Annotated in this window: 15 protein-coding genes and 1 pseudogene; 4 read left to right on the top strand and 12 right to left on the bottom strand. The window is 65.9% G+C overall.

Annotation, left to right across the window (positions count from 1 at the left end; translation table 11 throughout):
- Positions 1–19: 19 nt before the first annotated feature.
- The 4 genes and pseudogenes from OC450_RS09955 to OC450_RS09970 form a co-directional block, all read right to left on the bottom strand.
- Positions 20–235 (bottom strand): annotated as a pseudogene (locus tag OC450_RS09955) (branched-chain amino acid ABC transporter substrate-binding protein); the annotation flags it as partial.
- A 110-nt stretch (positions 236–345) separates the two neighbouring features.
- Positions 346–921, bottom strand: coding sequence for an HdeD family acid-resistance protein (locus OC450_RS09960; protein ID WP_211382833.1), 576 nt, complete (start codon positions 919–921; stop codon positions 346–348).
- A gap of 124 nt (positions 922–1,045) precedes the next feature.
- Complete coding sequence (locus tag OC450_RS09965; RefSeq protein ID WP_256806384.1) at positions 1,046–2,569, bottom strand: FAD-dependent oxidoreductase; 1,524 nt, start codon at positions 2,567–2,569, stop codon at positions 1,046–1,048.
- 79 nt (positions 2,570–2,648) lie between these two features.
- On the bottom strand, positions 2,649–3,548 hold the full coding sequence (locus OC450_RS09970) for an alpha/beta fold hydrolase (protein WP_262047778.1): 900 nt from the start codon (positions 3,546–3,548) through the stop codon (positions 2,649–2,651).
- 105 nt (positions 3,549–3,653) lie between these two features.
- Here OC450_RS09970 and OC450_RS09975 point away from each other — a divergent pair, with 105 nt between their 5' ends.
- Positions 3,654–3,986, top strand: coding sequence for a hypothetical protein (locus OC450_RS09975; protein ID WP_262047779.1), 333 nt, complete (start codon positions 3,654–3,656; stop codon positions 3,984–3,986).
- Between the two features lie 38 nt (positions 3,987–4,024).
- Here the strand turns inward: OC450_RS09975 and OC450_RS09980 are convergent, their stop codons facing one another.
- The 8 genes from OC450_RS09980 to hpaR form a co-directional block, all read right to left on the bottom strand.
- Complete coding sequence (locus OC450_RS09980) at positions 4,025–4,852, bottom strand: HD domain-containing protein (RefSeq protein WP_211382830.1); 828 nt, start codon at positions 4,850–4,852, stop codon at positions 4,025–4,027.
- 325 nt (positions 4,853–5,177) lie between these two features.
- Positions 5,178–6,056 carry a transglutaminase N-terminal domain-containing protein gene (locus OC450_RS09985; protein ID WP_211382829.1) on the bottom strand — a complete coding sequence of 293 codons (879 nt, stop codon included), beginning with the start codon at positions 6,054–6,056 and terminating at the stop codon, positions 5,178–5,180.
- Positions 6,053–8,578 (bottom strand): circularly permuted type 2 ATP-grasp protein, encoded by a 2,526-nt coding sequence (locus OC450_RS09990; protein ID WP_262047780.1) that lies wholly within the window; start codon positions 8,576–8,578, stop codon positions 6,053–6,055. Before OC450_RS09990 ends, OC450_RS09985 begins: the two co-directional genes overlap by 4 nt.
- Before the next feature lie 27 nt (positions 8,579–8,605).
- Entirely contained in the window at positions 8,606–11,875 is a 3,270-nt protein-coding gene (locus OC450_RS09995) for a DUF2126 domain-containing protein (RefSeq protein WP_262047781.1), read from the bottom strand.
- Positions 11,876–11,979: 104 nt separating this feature from the next.
- The gene (locus OC450_RS10000) at positions 11,980–13,503 is read right to left on the bottom strand and encodes a UxaA family hydrolase (RefSeq protein WP_211382826.1); all 1,524 of its coding nucleotides are present in this window, start codon (positions 13,501–13,503) and stop codon (positions 11,980–11,982) included.
- Positions 13,504–13,570: 67 nt separating this feature from the next.
- Positions 13,571–14,347 (bottom strand): HpcH/HpaI aldolase family protein, encoded by a 777-nt coding sequence (locus tag OC450_RS10005; protein WP_211382825.1) that lies wholly within the window; start codon positions 14,345–14,347, stop codon positions 13,571–13,573.
- Between the two features lie 142 nt (positions 14,348–14,489).
- Positions 14,490–15,575 (bottom strand): malate/lactate/ureidoglycolate dehydrogenase, encoded by a 1,086-nt coding sequence (locus OC450_RS10010; RefSeq protein ID WP_211382824.1) that lies wholly within the window; start codon positions 15,573–15,575, stop codon positions 14,490–14,492.
- A gap of 118 nt (positions 15,576–15,693) precedes the next feature.
- A complete protein-coding gene (hpaR, locus tag OC450_RS10015; RefSeq protein WP_262047782.1) occupies positions 15,694–16,212 on the bottom strand; it encodes a homoprotocatechuate degradation operon regulator HpaR in 519 nt (172 codons plus the stop codon).
- Positions 16,213–16,324: 112 nt separating this feature from the next.
- Between hpaR and hpaH the strand changes: the two genes are divergently transcribed.
- From hpaH to hpaE, 3 genes are read left to right on the top strand one after another with little or no spacing between them, the layout of a single operon-like run.
- Positions 16,325–17,131 carry a 2-oxo-hept-4-ene-1,7-dioate hydratase gene (gene hpaH, locus OC450_RS10020; protein WP_262047783.1) on the top strand — a complete coding sequence of 269 codons (807 nt, stop codon included), beginning with the start codon at positions 16,325–16,327 and terminating at the stop codon, positions 17,129–17,131.
- Positions 17,132–17,175: 44 nt separating this feature from the next.
- A complete protein-coding gene (locus OC450_RS10025) occupies positions 17,176–17,574 on the top strand; it encodes a 5-carboxymethyl-2-hydroxymuconate Delta-isomerase (RefSeq protein WP_262047784.1) in 399 nt (132 codons plus the stop codon).
- Positions 17,567–19,105, top strand: a complete 1,539-nt coding sequence (hpaE, locus tag OC450_RS10030) for a 5-carboxymethyl-2-hydroxymuconate semialdehyde dehydrogenase (RefSeq protein WP_211382820.1) — start codon at positions 17,567–17,569, stop codon at positions 19,103–19,105. Before OC450_RS10025 ends, hpaE begins: the two co-directional genes overlap by 8 nt.
- The last annotated feature ends 24 nt before the right edge of the window (positions 19,106–19,129 follow it).

Below are 19,129 nucleotides of genomic sequence, written 5' to 3' on the forward strand. Positions count from 1 at the left end.
GCGACAGCCGACCGCACCATCACGTCCCGCCCAACAGCTCGCTTGCCACGATCCAGTCGTTGCCGTCGAACTGCAGCATATAGCCGTCCTTGATCGGGCGGAAATCCTGCGGGGTGGTGTTGAGCGTGATGCCGGGCATCAGCAGCGACAGCGGCACACTCTTCAGATTGGCGGCCTGCGCCATGATGTTCCCGCGCGTCAGATTGTCCTTGCACTGCTTGAGCAGGACCACCAATGGCGTCTCCCCGGTGATGATCGTCCTCGCGGCAGACACGCGGCGTGCTGCTTTTGTCAGCGCGTCAGATCAGCGGAGTTCCGCAAAATGGTCTTGCGTCGAGTTGCTGGTCAGTGGCGCCGCTTCAGGCTGAAGCCCAGGCTGACCCAGCCCGCACCCGCCATGATCAGGTCGATGCCGAGAAACAGGCCGAGAATGTAGACGCTGTTGACCGGCCAGCGCGCCATGATCAACAGGCCGAGCAGCAGGGTGATCGCACCCGACAGCGCCACCCACACCCACGGGCTTTCGCGCTTCATGCTGAAAGCGAGAAACAATCTCACGGCGCCCGAGGCGAGCAGCGAGGCACCCAGGAACAGCGTCAGCAACACTGCCGCGAACAGCGGATTCTCGAAGGTCAGAAAGCCTGCGATGACATAGAGCACGCCGAGCAACGCCCAGATCACGAATTTGCCCCAGCTCTTCATCTGGAACGCGCCGATGATCTCGGCGATGCCGGCGACGATCATCATCGCGCCGACCACGATCACACTCGCCACCGTTGCCATCACCACGCTGCCGAGCGCGACGAAACCCGCGATGAGATAGACGACGCCGAGAGCGACGATCCAGCCCCATTTGGCATGCAGCGCCGCGATGCCAGAGCCCAGGCTGGAATGATGGGACGTATCCGAAGCACTCGTCATGGCGGCCACTCCTGCATGCGAAGCCCGCCCGCCCACGATAGCACGGGCCGCGCCGGGACAACAGCCAGCAGAGCAGCCCCCGCCTGCAGCAACATTGACGCAAATCAAGGTCGAATGCGGCGCCTCAGGCGCGCGACCGCTCCATGTCGAGCTCGGCCTTGAGATTGTCGAGATCGCGATAGATCGACGCGACCGCCAGCACGCGTCCACCCTTGCGGTACTTCAGCAGGCAGTCCTTGCCGGCAATGCTGCCGTCGACCGCGATGTCGTCAAAGCTCTCGGCGTGGCCGACATAGTTGATCGGCACGTCGTAATGCTGCGACCAGAAGAACGGCACGGCGTCGAAGCGCTCGCGCTTGCCGAGCATGTTGCGTGCCGCGGACTGGCCTTGCCGCTCCGCCACCACCCAGTGCTCGACACGGATGTTCTGCCCGGAATGCGGATCGGGCCAGCGCGCGATGTCGCCGGCGGCGAAGATGCCCGACACGCTGGTTTCGAGATATTCATTCACGCACACGCCGCGATCGGTCGCAATCCCGGCCTGCTCGGCCAGTGCAAGGCGCGGCTTGACGCCGATGCCGACCACGACGAGTTCGGCCTCGATCACGGCGCCGCTCTTCAGCGTCGCGCGCGTGCCGTCGAGCTTCTCCACCGTGTCCCTGAGATGGAAATTGACGCCGTTCTCCTCGTGGAGGGCGCGAATGAAGTCGCCCATGTCGGAGCCGAGAATGCGCTGCATCGGCCGCTCGTCGGGAGCGACCACGTGCACCTCGAGCTTGCGGGCCCGCAAGGAGGCCGCGACTTCGAGGCCGATGAAGCTGGCGCCGATCACCAGCGCGCGCTTCGCGCTGCCCGCCGCGCTGATGATGGCACGGCTGTCGGCGACGGACCGCAAGGTGTGGACGTGCGGCTGGTCGGCACCCGGAATTTGCAATTTGACCGGCTCGGCGCCGGTCGCCAGCAACAGCCGGTCGAACGGCAATCTGTCGCCGTTGCCCACCGTCACGCTGCGTGCGTTCGGATCGACGGCTGAAACGTTGGTGTTGAGCACGAGGTCGATGCCGGCATCCCGATAGTCATCCTCGCTTCGCAACGGCAGCCAGTCTTCCGGCGCGTTGCCGGCGAGATAGTCCTTGGAGAGGTTCGGCCGGTCGACCGGCATCGCACCTTCATTGCTCAGCATGGTGATGGCGCCGGCAAAGCCCTCGCGCCGGAGCGTCACGGCCGCCGCGAAGCCCGCCGCACCGCCGCCGACGATGACGAATCTTTCCGGCGTCGGCGCCGTGCGGTGAGGCGCCGAGGGTTTCGGCATCTCGCGCTTGCGCTGGACCAAAATCCTGTCCCGATCCCGCGTCACCTCCCAGACCGCCAGCGCGCTCAGCGCCGGCGGGCGGGTGGCCTCGCCGGTGCGCAGGGAGAAGCAGGCGTGATGCCAGGGGCAGCGGATGGTTTCGCCCACCACCAGGCCTTCGGCGAGCGGGCCGTGGTAATGGCTGCAGGCGGGCTCGATCGCAAAGATCTCGCTGCCCGCCTGCACCAGCAGCACATCCTCGTCGCCGACATGGCCAAGCAGCTTGCCGTCCTTGAATCCGGTCAGCGGCACACCTTTGGTCAGGTCGGGCCTGCTCGGCTTGCTGTCCTGGCTCATGGTCATCTCCCTCGCAGCTCACGCTCAGCTCAGGATTCGGACGGCGTTGTCAGCGAAAAGTTCCCACGATCGGCGAAAATCAGGATGGTTCGGCCGCAGCCTTCCGTCCATCAAGCACGGCCTGCGCCCATTCGGCCGGCCGCTCCTGCGGCAGATTGTGGCCCGCGCCCGTGAACACGCGCCGCTCGAAAAAGCCTTCGAACTTGCGCGCATGGTGGGCGGTGCCGGGATTGACGCCGTCGCTGTCGCCGTCGATCGCGATGGTCGGAACGCGGATCGGCGGCTGCGCGGCGAGCTTCGCCTCGATCGCCGCACAGGCCGGATCGCCCGCGACCAGCGCGTAGCGGTGGCGGTAGGAGTGGATCACGACATCGACGAAATCAGGATTGTCGAACGACATTGCACTTGTCTCGAACGTCGCGTCGTCGAATGCCCATGTCGGCGACCACATCGCCCAGAGCTGGCGCGCGAAGCCGCGCCGGTTGCGCTCCAGCGCGCGGCGGCCGCGCTCATTGTGGAAGAGATATTGATACCAGAGCGCCGCCTCTTCCGGCGGCGAGGCCGGCTCCATCGATCGGGCGATGTTCTGGATGTTGTAGGAATTGCCGGAGACGAGGGCGATCACCCGCTCCGGATACAGCGCCGAGACCACGCAGGCCGCGCGCCCGCCCCAGTCATAACCGCCGACGACCGCGCGCGCGATGTGAAGCGCATCCATGAAAGCGAGGAGATCGGCACCGAGCGCCGCCTGCTCGCCGGAGCGCAACGTCTGCGCGGAACGAAACCGTGTCGGCCCGTAGCCGCGCAGCCAGGGCACCAGCACCCGCGCGCCGGCTTGCGCAATCATCGGCGCGGTCTCGGAATAGGCGTTCGCATCGTAGGGAAAGCCGTGACCCATGATGCAGGGCCAGCCCTCCGGTGCGCCGTATTCGCGATAGGCGATGTCGAGGACGTCGGTGCTAACTGATTTTTCTCGCATGCCGCGCACCTGGTTGACCGCGCCAGCATAAAGGCAACGATGGCGGTGATCCATCCCCTCGCGATTTTCGTTTTGCCTGCAATCGAATGAATCGCGGGGATCGATATGGTCTACGTCTCCATGACCGGCTTTCGCCCGAAAGGCGTCGTGCAGCTGCCGATGTTCTGGTGGAGAACGACGTGGTCCTTCGTGCAGGCCCGGCGCGCGCCCGGCAATCTGCTCACCGCAGGCAGAGTGTCAGGGGGTATCTATCTCACCCTGACGGCATGGGCGGATCCGGCCAGCATGCGCCGCTTCGTTTCGAACGGCGCGCATCTCCAGGCCATGAAGAACTCCCGGAAACTCGGAACCGGGCGGGTTTTCGGCTATGCCTGCGACGAGATTCCCGACTGGGAAAGTGTTTACGAACTCTGGAAACTGCACGGCCGGGAGGTATGACAGACCGTTCGTTCGATTGCGAAGCCCGCGGCGCTGACTTATTTCTGCGGCCCGGACAGCGTGATGTCGCGCTCGGCACGGAAAACGTTGCTGTAGAGATTGGCGATCCACTGCCGGCCGATCTCGGTCTTGTTGAGATAGCCGATCTCGGTCTGGATGTGCGGTGCGACGCTATTCCAGTAGAATTGGGGATAGCGGTTCACGATGTCGGCGGGCGAGTCGTAGCCGAGCTGCCGGTTGATGCCGACCTCCTCGAACTCGTAGTAGAGCGCATTGGCCTTGCGCAGATAGTTGGGATCGCCGAGCTGGCCGATGAAATCGGCGGCGCGCAGGATCGAGGCTTCGTCGTCGTAGTCCTGCCCCTCGCGCGCAGGGAAGCGCGTGCCCTCGATGGCGCGGGCGACGCGCTCGCTGTCGATACCACGGATCGGCGGCAGCCGCCGCCGCACAAAAAGTTTCGAGCGATCAACGTGATACATCATCAGGCTGGCATCCGACGCGCCCCGCGGCAGCGACACCTTGGTCCCCGCCTCGTCGATGATGAAACCGTCTTCGTCATCCTCCGGAAACAGGCCGCGGACATAGCCGATGTCGTGCGCAAGGCAGGCGATCAGGATATGGAGGTAGTCCTCCGCCGCAAGATGGGCATGGAGATTACGTCCCGTGAGGATGGCCTGAGCGGCCAGAGTCACCAACATCGTATGCTCGATGTTGTGGTACAACGCGTCGCTGTTGCCGATGCATTCCATCGCGGTGCGCGTCGAGCCCTCCAGCACCCTGGCAGAGGACTCGTCGTACCGGCGACGCATGAACGAGCCCAGCATCTTCTCCAGGGTTTCCGCCGCCAGTCTCGGTAACGTCATCATGGATGCAGCCCCGTCTGTCGGTGGTGTCCCATGCCAACTCCCGACGTCTCATTGTTGTCCTCGACGCAGGCATCAGCATAGCCCATCTTGGGCCGGGTGACCAAACCCCGGAACAAAAATACGGAATTATGTTGCAGTTGCGTGCTGCGGCATCGCGGTTGAGGTGACCGCGCGATACACCGCCCGGGCGGACCGGGCAGGGTTGCGGCCGCCGGACACAAATCAAATCCGCTTCGTCGGACTTCGATGAGAGATCACCGGAACGGACCGCAGCCGGACGCATGCGCCTGCATCGTCTCGTGCGCCCTGGACCGTGAAACTACGGTCACTCCACCAGCAGCACGTCCACGGCGACGTCGAGCTTCTGCTTCGGCGAGCCGACGATGATGCCGTCGACCGGCGAGACGTCGGAAAAGTCGCGGCCGACCGCCAGCACGATATGGTCGCCAGCGACCATAAGGTCGTTGGTCGGATCGAAATCGACCCAGCCAAGCTCCGCTCCGCACCACAGCGACACCCAGGCATGGGTGGCGTCGGCGCCCTGCAGGCGCGGCTGGCCCGCCGGCGGAATGGTGCGCAAATATCCGCTGACATAGGCCGCAGGCAGGCCGAGGCCGCGAAGCCCTGCGATCATCACATGGGCAAAATCCTGACAGACGCCGTGGCGCTTGGCGAAGACCTCGTCGAGCGGCGTCGAGATCACGGTGGCCTTGGGGTCGTAGCGAAACTGGTCGCGGATGCGATGCATGAGATCGACCGCACCGGCGAGGATGCCGGTGTCAGGCGCAAAGCTCGCCGCCGCATAGGCGCTGACCGGACCCAGCACGGGCACCAGCGGACTCGCGAAGACATAGCCGACCGGCGAGGACGGCCCCAGGCTGGTTGCTTCAAACGCGATGTCGCGAATGCTTTCCCATGGCGGGCTGACGGCATCACGCGCCGGCGGCCGGCGCGAGACCGAGACGCGCGAGCGCGAGTCGATCCGCAAATTGCGATGCGCGGCCTCGATCACGATGCTCTCGGTCAGCGTGCCGAAGAAATCGCGGCGAACATGGCGCTCGGCGGGCCGCGGACGGATCTCGACGCTGTGCGAGATCAGCTCCTGGCCGCCTCCGCTCCGCGGCTCCAGCCGCAGCGTGCAGCGTGCGAAGCTGACCGCGCTCTCGTATTCGTAGGTGGTGACGTGCCGGATGTCGTAGATCACGCCAGCCCCGTCAGCTTTTCCGGCCGGCTGGCATTGGGGCCGTGCGGGAAGTAGTGCTGCCCGACCGCCTCGGCGAGGCTGAGCAGATCCTGCTCCAGCGAAAACAGCGTCTTGACCTCGAGCTTCTCGGCTTCCGCGGTGGCGAGCATCGCCTGCATCGCGACCGCGACCCGTTGCGGCTTCTCGATCAGACCGTGCTCCTTCAGGCTCGGCAGCGCCGCGATGTGCTCGTTCAGCGTCGCCACCTGGAACGCCACCGAACGCGGATTGTAGGGGTCGAGCACGGCGAGGTCGCGCACCGGCGCCAGGATCGGCGCCAGCAGATAGCGCGAGCGATAGGTGATCTGGCAATCCACCAGCGTGAGCAGGATGTCGAGATCCTCGTCGCCGGCCTCGTCATAGGCAAACTGGCGGGCAAAGCGCGTGGTGTTGATGGCGCGCTCGGTGCGGCGGCCGATGTCGAGGAAGCGCCAGCCGGCGGCGCGGTTCATGTTCTCGTGCGCCAGGCCTGCAAAGCTCGCCAGCTCCTGCAAGGTCAGCTCGGCCGCGCTCAGCACGCTGTCGTCGTCCTCGACCTCCCAGGCCAGCCGCTCGGCCATCTCGGTGATGACCTGCCAGGCATCGGGCGACAGCCGCTCGCGCAAGGAGGTCGCCGTGCGCTGCGCCGCGCGGACCAGCGACAGCGCCGAGCCGAAACGCTCCGGGCTCTGCAGCGCTTCGGCGACGATGCGGCCGGGCGCCGCGCGCGAGGTTTGCGAGATCGCGCCCCAGGCCACCAGCAGGCGCTGGATGCGTTCGGCCGATTGCAGCGAGGCCGCGGTGCCCTTGTTGGGCCCGCTCGGCGAGCCGAGCGCCCGCACCAGCCGCAGCGTCGCCTCGGCGCGTTCGAGATAGCGGCCGAGCCAGAACAGATTGTCGGCGGCACGGCTCGGCAGCACCCCTGCGATGCGGCGGATGCGCACCTTGTCGGTCGCAGGCAGCAGCGTCGCGGTCGGCACCTGTTTGCCCGAGACCACCCAGACGTCTGCGGAGCGCGCGCCGTCGCCCATCGACACCGCGCGCGCATCCGGCTGCTCGGCGATCCGGCAGAAGCCGCCGGGCATGATGGCCCAGCCGTCGGGCGTCGCAGCCGCGAACACCCGCAGCACGAAGGGACGCGGCGTGATCTGGCCCTGCTCCCACACCGGCATCGTCGAGAGCCGCACCACCTCCTGGCCGACATAGTCCATGCCGCGCGCGGCGATGGCGTCGATCAGGCGCTTGCGTCCGCCGGCGTCGAGCTCGCTCGCGAGCACCGGACCGTTGCTGTCGAAGCCGGGCACGCCACGCCGATAGGCACCCTCGATCGCGACCTCGTCGAGCCGCGACAGCACCTCGTCGCGCGCCGAGCGCTGGCCGCACCACCAGGTCGCGATGTGCGGCATCTTCAGCTCTTCGCCGAGCAGGCGGCGGCTGAGCGCCGGCAGGAAGCCGAGCAGCGCGCGCGCTTCGAGGACGCCGGAGCCCGGCATGTTGGCGACGACGACGCCGTCCTTGCGCAGCACGTCGATCAGGCCGGGCACCCCCAACCGCGACGAGGCTTCGAGCTCGAGCGGATCGAGCGAATTGGAATCGACCCGGCGCAAGAGCACGTCGAGGCGCTTGAGGCCCGCGACGGTGCGGATGTGGATATGGTTGTCGCTGACGGCGAGATCGTCGCCCTCGACCAGCAGGAAGCCGAGATAGCGCGCGAGCGTCGCGTGCTCGAAAAAAGTCTCGCTGAAGGCGCCCGGCGTCAGCACGCCGATGCGCGGCTCGTCGCGGTCGGCGCGCGCACGCAAGCTGTCGCGAAACGCCTCGAAGAACGGCGCGACGCGCGGCACGTTCATCGACTTGTAGAGATCGGAGAAGGCGCGCGACAGCACCAGGCGGTTCTCCAGCGCATAGCCCGCGCCCGAGGGAGCTTGCGTGCGGTCGCCGAGCACCCACCAGCGGCCGTCGGGCCCGCGGCCGACATCGGCGGCATAGAGCGAGAGATAGCGCCCGCCCGGCGGCGGCACGCCGCAGACGGGCCGGAGATATTCGGGACTGCCGGCGATCGCGGCCGCCGGCAGCGCGCCTTCCGCAACCAGCCGGCCCTCGCCATAGATGTCGGCCAGCACGCGCTCGAGCAGCTCGGCGCGCTGGGTGATGCCGGCGGACAGCTGCTTCCAGTCGGCCTCGTCGATCAGCAGCGGCAGATGGCTGATCGACCAGGGACGGTCGGCGCTGTCGCCGGGCGCGCGATAGGTGACGCCGGCCTCGCGCAAATGACGGTCGGCCATGCCGAACCGGCGCTCGACCTCGTCGGGCGCGAGCGCGCCGAAGGCGTCGAAAAAGCGGCTCCAGACCGCGCGGGGGGCTCCGTCCGGCCCCAGGAACTCGTCGGGGATGCCCGGCAGGCGGCGATAGTCGCGGACCCATTGCGCAAGGCGGCGCTGGCCTTCGCGCTGACTTTGCGCCTTACCCGCCTTGTCGTCCTCTTCGGCTGCGCCCTCGCCCATGCGCCTCTCCCTGCCCCGGCATCATACTCATTGCAGGAGCGGGGTCCGCAAGTCGAGGGTCAGCGGAAACTCATTTGTGCGTTCCTCCGGCGGCGGCTGCATCGGCCCCGGCGTATGGCCGTGGTCCTGGAAGCGCGCCAGCCGCCTCGCCTCGGCCTCATAGGTGTTGACGGGCTTGGTGTCGTAGCTGCGTCCGCCCGGATGGGCGACGTGGTAGACGAAGCCGCCGAGCGAGCGGCCGTTCCAGGTGTCGATCAGGTCGAACGTCAACGGCGCGTGGACCGGAATGGTCGGGTGCAGGCCGGAGGCTGGCTGCCAGGCCTTGAAGCGGACGCCGGCCACGGCCTCGCCCGAGCGTCCGGTCGAGGTCATCGGCAGGCGGCGGCCGTTGCAGGCGACGACGTGGCGACCTTCGACGAACCCCTCCGCCTTGACCTGGAGCCGTTCGACCGAGCTGTCGACATAGCGCACGGTGCCGCCGGCCGAGCCCTCCTCGCCCAGCACATGCCAGGGCTCCAGCGCCTGGCGCAACTCCAGCGTCACGCCGCCATGATGGACGCGGCCGAAGGCGGGGAAACGGAATTCGAGCTGGGCCAGATACCATTCCGCTTCGAACGGATAGCCGGACTGCTTGAGCTCGGAGAGCACGTCCAGGAAATCTTCCCAGATGAAATGCGGCAGCATATAGCGGTCATGCAGCGCCGTGCCCCAGCGCACGAATTTTCCGGCTTGCGGCTCGCGCCAGAATTTTGCGATCAGCGCGCGGATCAGGAGCTGCTGCGCCAGCGACATGCGCGGATCGGGCGGCATTTCGAGCGCGCGGAATTCGACGAGGCCGAGCCGGCCCGTGGTCCCGTCGGGCGAATAGAGCTTGTCGATGCATATCTCGGCACGGTGGGTGTTGCCGGTGATATCGACGAGCAGATGCCGAAACAGCCGGTCCACCAGCCATAGCGGCGCCTGGTAACCCGGCGGCGGCACGTGCGTGAGCGCGACCTCGAGCTCGTAGATGCTGTCGTGACGGGCCTCGTCGATGCGCGGCGCCTGGCTGGTCGGCCCGATGAACAGGCCGGAGAAGAAATAGGACAGCGACGGATGCCGCTGCCAGTACAGCACCAGGCTCTTGAGCAGATCAGGCCGCCGCAGGAACGGCGAGTCCTGCGGGCTGGAGCCGCCGACCACGACGTGATTGCCGCCGCCGGTGCCGGTGTGGCGGCCGTCGACCAGGAAGCGGTTGGCGCCGAGGCGTGTCTTGGCGGCATCCTCATAGAGGCCGGCGGTGATGTCGACCGCCTCGCGCCAGTTCTTTGCCGGCTGGACGTTGACCTCGATCACGCCGGGATCAGGCGTCACCTTGATGACGTCGACGCGCGGATCGAACGGCGGCGGATAACCTTCGACATGGACCTGGAGCTGCATCTCCTCGGCCGTCGCTTCGAGCGCTGCGATCATCTCGAGATAATCCTCGATCTGCTCGACCGGCGGCATGAAGGCGCAGAGCACGCCGTCGCGGACCTCGATGGACATCGCGGTGCGAACCGGGACGGAGGTGTTGAGATGCTCGGGCTCGACTCGCTCCGGCGCGTCCGGACGCGCCGGGAGGCTGAACACCGGCAGCTTGCCGCGGGCCTCCGTCGGATCCCGCTCGACGATGTAGGGATATTGATCGGGCGGGACGTAGCCGAGCGAGTCGAGCGGCAGGCGCAGGCCGAGCGGCGAATCGCCCGGCATCAGGAACAGATGATTGCGCCTGAGTTTCCAGCGCTCGCTGCGCCAGCGTGGCGGCGCATTCCAGCGCTGCACCGGCAGCACGAAGCCGCGAGGATTGTTGAGCCCGTGCTCGAACACCCGTGCCATGCGCGCGCGGGCCTCCGGATCGGACAATTTGGAGTCGGACGGATCGACGTTGACGGGAAGCTCGGCTTCCTTCTGAAGCCAGTACGCGGTGTCCTCATAGGCCGGCATGATGTAGCCGGGATCGAGCCCGAGCCGCAACGCCGCGCCTTCCACGAACGCCTTGGCGTCCTTGGCCTGCGCCGGCCGCGGATTTTCGATGCTGGCGATGAGGTCGGCATTCTTCCAGATCGGCACGCCGTCCTTGCGCCAGTACAGGCCGAACGCCCAGCGCGGCAGGCTCTCGCCGGGATACCATTTGCCCTGACCGAAGTGCAGCAGGCCACCCGGCCCGAAACGCGAGCGCAGGCGGCGGATCAGATCATCGGCGAGCCCGCGCTTGGTCGGACCGACGGCGTCCGTATTCCACTCGGCCCCTTCGAGATCATCGACGGAGACGAAGGTCGGCTCGCCGCCCATGGTCAGACGCACGTCCTGCGCCGCAAGATCGCCGTCAACCTGCTCGCCGAGGTCGTTGAGCCGTGTCCAGGATTCGTCCGAGAACGGTTTTGTGATGCGCGGCGCCTCGCGGATGCGCTTGACGCTCATGTCGAAGTCGAATTCGACTTCCGCAAAACCGGCGCCGCCCGAGATCGGCGCCGCCGAGCGGTAGTGTGGCGTGGCGGCAACCGGGATGTGCCCCTCGCCCGCGAGCATGCCCGAGGTCGCGTCGAAACCGATCCAGCCTGCGCCCGGCAGATAGACCTCGGCCCAGGCGTGCAGATCGGTGAAGTCGTTCTCGACCTCAGGCGGTCCCTCGATCGGATCGATGTCGGGACGGATCTGGATCAGATAGCCGGAGACGAAACGGGCGGCGAGCCCGAGATGACGGAAGGTCTGGATCAGGAGCCATGCGGAATCGCGGCACGAGCCGGCCGCGGAGGTGAGCGTCTCCTCCGGCGTCTGTACGCCCGGCTCCATGCGGATGACGTAGCCGATCCTCTGTTGCAGCTCCCGGTTGAGATCGACCAGGAAGTTGACGGTGTTCGGGGCTTCGTGCGGGATCGTGTCGAGATATTTCGCGAACAGGCGATCCGGCTTGACGGTCTCGAGATAAGGCGCGAGCTCCGTCTTGAGGTCCTGCGGATAGTCGAACGGAAAGCTGTCGGCATAGGGCTCGACGAAGAAGTCGAACGGATTGACCGTGGTCATCTGCGCCGTGAAATCGACCTCGATCTTCAGCTCGGTGGTCTTCTCGGGAAAGACGTAGCGCGCGAGCCAGTTTCCCTGCGGATCCTGCTGCCAGTTCACGAAATGATTGGATGGCGTGACCTTGAGCGAATAGCTCAGGACCGGCGTGCGCGTGTGCGGCGCCGGCCGCAGACGAATGGTCTGCGGGCCGAGATCGATCGGGCGGTCGTATTTGTAGTGCGTAACGTGGTGTAATGCGACGTAGATCGACACGGGGTACGGTGCTCCAGCAGCTTTTTTGAGCAGAACACCTGATGTCAGCGCGATCAAGCACTAACAACGGGCAGACCGTGCCTACGGCACGGGCTGCACGCGCATTACATCGTCGCGCCCAGCACCCAGGGCGCGAACTCGGCGCCGCCGAAATCGAAGCTTTCGCTCTTGGTCGGCCGGCCGGACGCGGTCTTCAGGATGAGATCGAAGATGCGCTGGCCGCATTGCTCGACGCTCTCCTCGCCTTCGAGGATGGTGCCGCAATTGACGTCCATGTCCTCTTCCATGCGCTTGTACATGGGCGTGTTGGTGGCGAGCTTGATCGAGGGCGCGGGCTTGCAGCCGAACACGCTGCCGCGGCCCGTGGTGAAGCAGACGAGGTTGGCGCCGCCGGCGACCTGGCCGGTTGCGGCGACGGGGTCGTAGCCGGGGGTGTCCATGAACACGAAGCCACGCTTCGTTACCGGTTCGGCGTAGCGCAGCACATCGACGAGGTTGGTGGTGCCGGCCTTCGCCATCGCGCCGAGCGACTTCTCGAGAATTGTGGTGAGGCCGCCGGCCTTGTTGCCGGGGCTCGGATTGGCGTTCATCTCGGCGCCTTCGCGCTCGGTGTATTCGTCCCACCAGCGCATGAGATCGACCAGCTTCTCGCCGACCTCGCGGCTGACCGCGCGGCGCGTCAGCAGATGCTCGGCGCCATAGGTCTCCGGCGTCTCCGACAGGATCACGGTGCCGCCGTGACGCACGATGAGATCGCTCGCCGCACCCAGCGCCGGATTGGCGGACACGCCGGAATAGCCGTCGGAGCCGCCGCATTGCAGCGCCACGGTCAGTTCGCTCACCGGGACGGACTCGCGCTTGACCTTGTTGGAATCGGCGAGTGCCTCGCGCACGAAGGCGATGCCCGCCTCCACCGTCTTGCGGGTGCCGCCGACCTCCTGGATGTCCATCGCGCGCAGGCGGCCAGCGAGCTTCTGCTCTTCCATCAGGCCGCCGATCTGGTTCACCTCGCAGCCGAGGCCGAGCACGATGACGTGCGAGAAATTGACGTGCCGCGCATAGCCGCCGAGCGTGCGGCGGAGCAGCGCCAGCGGCTCGTTCTGCGTCATGCCGCAGCCGGTCTTGTGGGTCAGCGCGACCACACCGTCGACATTGGGGAAATCGGCCAGCGGATTGTCGCCGGTGAAGGGATTCTTCTTGAAGACGTCGGCGACGAGACCTGCGACATGCGCGCTGCAATTCACCGAGGTGAGGATGCCGATATAGTTGCGCGTGGCAACACGGCCGTCCGGACGGCGGATGCCTTCGAAGGTCGCCGGCAGGTCGAAATTCGGCGTCGGCTTGACGTCGGCGCAATAGGCGTAGTCCTTGGCGAAATCGCCCATGCCGCAGTTCTGCACGTGCACGTGCTGGCCGGGCGCGATCGGCACCGTTGCAAAGCCGATGATCTGGCCGTAGCGCTTGACCGGCTCGCCGACCGCGATCGGCTTGATCGCGACCTTGTGGCCGGAGGGAATGCGCTCGACCGTCGTCACGCCGTCAGCCACCAGTGTGCCCGGCGGCAGGCTGGCGCGCGCAATCAGCACGCCATCATCGGGATGCAGGCGGATGACGGGGCTGATGGTCATGCGAGGTCTCCTTGGGTCTTGCTTCACCTCTCCCCGTAAGAACGGGGAGAGGGAAAGAGAGGCGAGTTCAGGCCTTGCCGCCTGCGTCCTTGCGGGTCGCGTTGACCTGCATCTTGGCGTAGGTCGTCATCAGGCCGACCTCGTTCGAGAGCGTAACCAGCTTGAAGCCCATGTTGATGGCGCGTGCAGCGCCTTCGGCGCCGCTGCAATGGATGCCCGGGTTCAGCCCGCGCTTGCCGCACTCCTTGATGATCTTGTCGTAGATCGCGAGGATCTCGGGCTCGCTGCGATCGAGCTTGGGCTCGAGGCCGTAGGAGAAGCCGAGATCGGACGGGCCGATATAGACGCCGTCGATGCCCTCGACGTCGAGGATGGCTTCCATGTTCTCGACCGCGGTCTTGGTCTCCATCATCGGCAGCAGGATGGTGTCGGCATTCGCGGTCTTCTGATAGGAGCCCGCGGTGCCGTACATGCCGGCGCGGATCGGACCATTGGAACGGACGCCCTGCGGCGGATATTTCGAATAGGAAACGAGATTTTTGGCTTCCTGCGCCGTGTTGACCATCGGGCAGATCACGCCATAGGCGCCGCCGTCGAGCACCTTGCCGATGATGCCGGGCTCGTTCCAGGGCACGCGGACCATCGGGGTCACCGGATGCTTGTCCATGGCCTGGAAGCACTGCACCATCGACAGATAGTCCTGCACGCCATGCTGCATGTCGACGGTGACGCTGTCGAAGCCGCATTGCGCGATCATCTCGGCCGAGAAGCCGGAGGGAATCGCGAGCCACGCGTTGACCACGGCCTTGCCCGACTTCCAGATTTCCTTGACCTTGTTCGCCACGTTGCCTTCCTTCTTTGTTGTTTGGACCGCGTTGTTTGGACCACGTTATCTGGACCATCGTCACCATGACGAGCGCCGCGACAGCACGCCCCGCTGTTACCGCGAACCGGAGCGCCGCGCTACGCTTGCAATGACGCAGCGCCTATGCGGTCGCGCGCTGGATGCTGACCTCGCTGACGCCAACCTCGCGTGCGGTATTCACTATTGCCGCCCAGGTGTCATCCGGCAAGGGGATGCCGTTTCGGGTCCGCTCAATGCGGGTTTTCCGCTCGGCATCGCCGGGAATCAGCACCTGGTCGACCCCGGCCATCGGCTTGGTGGCGCGGATGAAATCGACATAGCGCGATACCTCCTCATCGAAAAGGCTGGAGGTGTCGACCACCTTCGGATCGACATAGAACGCCAGCATCCCGTTGGCAAAGCGCCGCCCGCCCGAGGTGGCCCCGGTTCCGGTCAGCGCGCCGCCGAGCAGCTCGCAGATGAAGGCAAGGCCCGATCCCTTGTGCTCGCCGAAGGCGCGAATCGCGCCCGTTCCCCGGGTGTGATCGCGCGGCCCGTCGGGCGTGAAGGGGCCGTAGAGCACGACCGGGTCCTCGCTCAGGCTGCCGTCGGAATCGACCAGCGCGCCCTTCGGCAGCTTCTTGCCGCCGCGGCTGGCGACCAGCACCTTGCCCTCGGCCACGACCGAGGTCGCAAAGTCCAGCACGATCGGGTCCTGGCCCTCGCGGGGAATGCCGACACAATATGGCGCAGTGGAGAGCCGCTTCTCGACGCCGCCGAACGGCGCCACCAGCAGCGAGCCTGCGGCATTGACGAAGTGGATCGAAATGAGACCTTCGGCCGCGGCCATCTCGGCCCAGTCCCCGACGCGGCCGATATGGCCGGCGTTGCGCAGCGCCACCGCGGCAAGCCCGGCCTTCCTGCACTTGTCGATGCCGATCTGGACTGCTTGCGGCGTCACGGTCTGGCCGTAGCCGAACTTGCCGTCGACCACCGCGAGCGAGGGCGTGTCGAGCACCAATTCGGCGTTCTGGTTGGGCACGACCGCGCCGGTCTTCTGCCAGCGAATATAGACGGGGACGCGGATCACGCCGTGGCTGTCGTGACCGGTCAGATTGGCCGTCGTGAGATAGGTCGCGATCCGCTTCGCCTCTTCCGGCGAGGACTGCGCATGGGCGAAGACTTCGGCGACGAAGTCGATCAGCCTCTGAACCTGAACGGTGACCATGAGGGTCTGTTTGCCTCTACCCGGCGCCGATTTTGCAGCGATCGGCTTGGGAGGCAGTTTGAGCCAAAAAACGCGGCCATGTCCATGATTGTCGCCGCGCGCTCGCGCATATCTGCTTTCACTCCTCGGCACTTGCCTCCTCGCCCGCGCCCAGCTCCGCCAGACTCTGTTCGAGCTCGCCGAGCATCTCCTGCAGTTCTGCGAGCTTGCGTGCGCCAAAGCGTTGCGTGATCTCCGCATAGATCGCTTCGGAGGACGGCGCCACGGAAGCCATCAGCTTCACGCCCTCTTTCGAGATCGAGACCATGCTGCGGCGCAGATCGGCCTTGGCGGTCTTGCGCTCGATCAGATTGCGCGCCTCGAGATCACGCAGGATGCGCGACAGGCTCGGTCCGAGCAGGAACGCCGTGCGCGCGAGTTCCGTGACCTCGGCAGCCTCGATCGCCGCGAGCGCGCGCAGGATGCGCCATTGCTGCTCGGTCAATCCGTGCTCGCGCAGCGAGGGACGGAACTGCCGCATCACCGCTTCGCGCGCCCGCAGCAGCGACATCGGCAACGAACGCGAGAAGTCGCGCATCGGCACCTGCCGTGCGGCGGGCTCGCTTCCGTTCGCGGGATCGGCCGGTCTCTTCGCCATGACGCCCTTTCAAGCCGCAAAACGTTTGCAGTGCAGCAAGCCCAAATTCTGTTTGACGCATTCACTTAACATGTTAAGTATCTCCCGGGCACCACGATTTGCAAGATCACACATGGCGCTTTCCGACGACGATATCCGAGCTTGCGCGAGGCGTCTGCACCAGGCGGAGAAGACCCGCACGCAGATCCGGCAGCTCTCGCAGGATTTTCCCGGCATCACCATTGCCGATGCCTACGCGATTCAAAAGGCCTGGGTCGACGTCAAGATCGCCGAGGGGCGTATCGTCAAAGGCCACAAGATCGGCCTGACCTCGAAGGCCATGCAGAGCGCGCTCAACATCGACGAGCCGGATTCCGGCGTGCTGCTCGACGACATGTTCTTTGCCGATGGCGGCCTCGTCCTGACCGAGCGCTTCATCGCCACACGCGTCGAGGCCGAGCTCGCCTTCGTCATGAGCAAGCGTCTCGCTGGCCCCGACTGCACCATGTTCGACGTGCTCAATGCCACTGACTTCGTGGTGCCGGCGCTGGAGATCCTGGACACGCGGATCGAGCGCATCGATCCCCAGACCAAGGCGACGCGAAAGATCTTCGACACCATCGCCGACAATGCGGCGAATGCCGGCATCGTGCTCGGCGGCCGGCCGATCCGCCCGCTCGACGCCGACTTACGCTGGATCGGTGCGTTGTGTTTCAAGAACGGCCAATTGGAGGAGACCGGCCTTGCCGCCGGCGTGCTCAACCATCCCGCAACCGCCGTTGCCTGGCTCGCCAACAAGATCGCGCCGCTCGGCCTTGCGCTGGAGCCCGGCCAGGTCGTGCTCGCGGGCTCCTTCATCCGTCCGATCGAGACCCGCAAGGGCGACACAATCCAGGCCGATTATGGCGCCTACGGCTCGGTAAGCTGCTACTTCGCTTAGGCGAACAAGAACACGCTGCAAGACGACACAGGAGTGAAACCGCGATGCCGCATTTCACGATTGAATATTCGGCCAATCTCGATGGCCGCCTCGACATGACTCTGGTATGCGAGGTCGTGCGCAAGGCGGCGGTCGAGACCGGCATCTTCCCGCTCGGCGGCATCCGGGTCCGCGCGATCAAGTGCGAGCACTATGCCATCGCCGATGCGCGGCAGGACTACGGCTTTCTCGACATGGTGCTGCGCATCGGCGAGGGCCGCGACCTGCCGACCCGCAAGAAGGCCGGCGAGCAAATCTTCCAGGCGTTGTCCAAACACCTCGATCCCGTCTTCGCCGCCAGCAAATTCGCTTTGTCGTTCGACATGCAGATCAACGACAAGGACACCAGCTGGAAGCGCAATAACATCCACGACGCCTTGAAAGTGGAGGCCGCAAATGGATAAGCCCACGCCGAAAGCCGATGTGTTCCAGGCCAACCACGATCGCGTCACGCCGCTGCTGAAGACGCTGCGGGCCGACGGCATCGGCCACATGATCGACGGCAAGATCGTCCCGTCGATCTCGGGCGACACCTTCGAGACCAAATCGCCGGTCGACGGCGCGACGCTTGCGAGCGTCGCCCGCGGCAATGCCGAGGACATCGATCGCGCGGCAACGGCCGCTGCGCTTGCCTTCAAGTCCTGGCGCGAGATGGGGCCGGCGATGCGCAAGAAGCTGCTGCATCGGGTCGCCGACGCCATCGAGGACAATGCCGAAGACATCGCGGTGCTGGAATGCATCGACACTGGACAGGCCTATCGCTTCATGGCCAAGGCCGCGATCCGCGCCGCCGAAAATTTTCGCTTCTTCGCCGACAAATGCGCGGAAGCCCGCGACGGCCAGAACACGCCGAGCGACGAGCATTGGAACGTCTCGACGCGCGTGCCGATCGGTCCCGTCGGCGTGATCACGCCGTGGAATACGCCGTTCATGCTCTCGACCTGGAAGATCGCGCCTGCGCTGGCCGCCGGCTGCACCGTCGTGCACAAGCCGGCCGAATGGTCGCCGGTCACGGCCGCCGTTCTGGCAAGGCTCGTCAAGGAAGCCGGCGTGCCGGACGGCGTGCTCAACACGGTGCACGGCTTCGGCGAAGAGGCCGGCAAGGCGCTGACCGAGCATCCCGCGATCAAGGCGATCGGTTTCGTCGGCGAGAGCGCGACCGGATCGGCGATCATGGTCCAGGGCGCGCCCACGCTGAAGCGCGTGCATTTCGAGCTCGGCGGCAAGAACCCGGTGATCGTGTTCGACGATGCCGATCTCGACCGCGCGCTCGATGCCGTCGTGTTCATGATCTACTCGCTCAACGGCGAGCGCTGCACGTCGTCCAGCCGCCTGCTGATCCAGGCCAGCATCGCGGAAAAATTCGTGGAGAAGCTGACCGCGCGCGTGAAGGCGCTGAAGGTCGGCCATCCCCTCGATCCCGCAACCGAGATCGGGCCGCTGATCCATGAGCGGCACCTGGCAAAGGTCTGCTCCTATTTCGACGTCGCGCGCCAGGACGGCGCGACGATCGCGGTCGGTGGCAAGGCCCATGACGGCCCCGGCGGCGGCCACTATGTCGAGCCGACGCTGGTCACCGGTGCGCACGGCAAGATGCGCGTGGCGCAGGAGGAGGTGTTCGGCCCGTTCCTCACCGTGCTGCCCTTCCGCGACGAGGCCGACGCCATCGAGATCGCCAACGACATCCGCTATGGCCTGACCGGCTATGTCTGGACCAACGACGTCGGCCGCGCACTGCGCGTTGCCGACGCGCTGGAGGCCGGCATGATCTGGCTGAACTCCGAAAACGTCCGCCATCTGCCGACGCCGTTCGGCGGCATGAAGGCCTCGGGCATCGGCCGCGACGGCGGCGATTATTCGTTCGACTTCTACATGGAAACCAAGCACGTCTCGCTGGCGCGGGGCACGCACAAGATCCAGAAACTGGGAATCTAGCACAACGTCACTCCAGAGTGGCAG

It is taken from the genome of Bradyrhizobium sp. Bra78, from assembly GCF_024519855.1.
In the GTDB taxonomy this organism is placed as follows: Bacteria; Pseudomonadota; Alphaproteobacteria; order Rhizobiales; family Xanthobacteraceae; genus Bradyrhizobium; species Bradyrhizobium japonicum_G.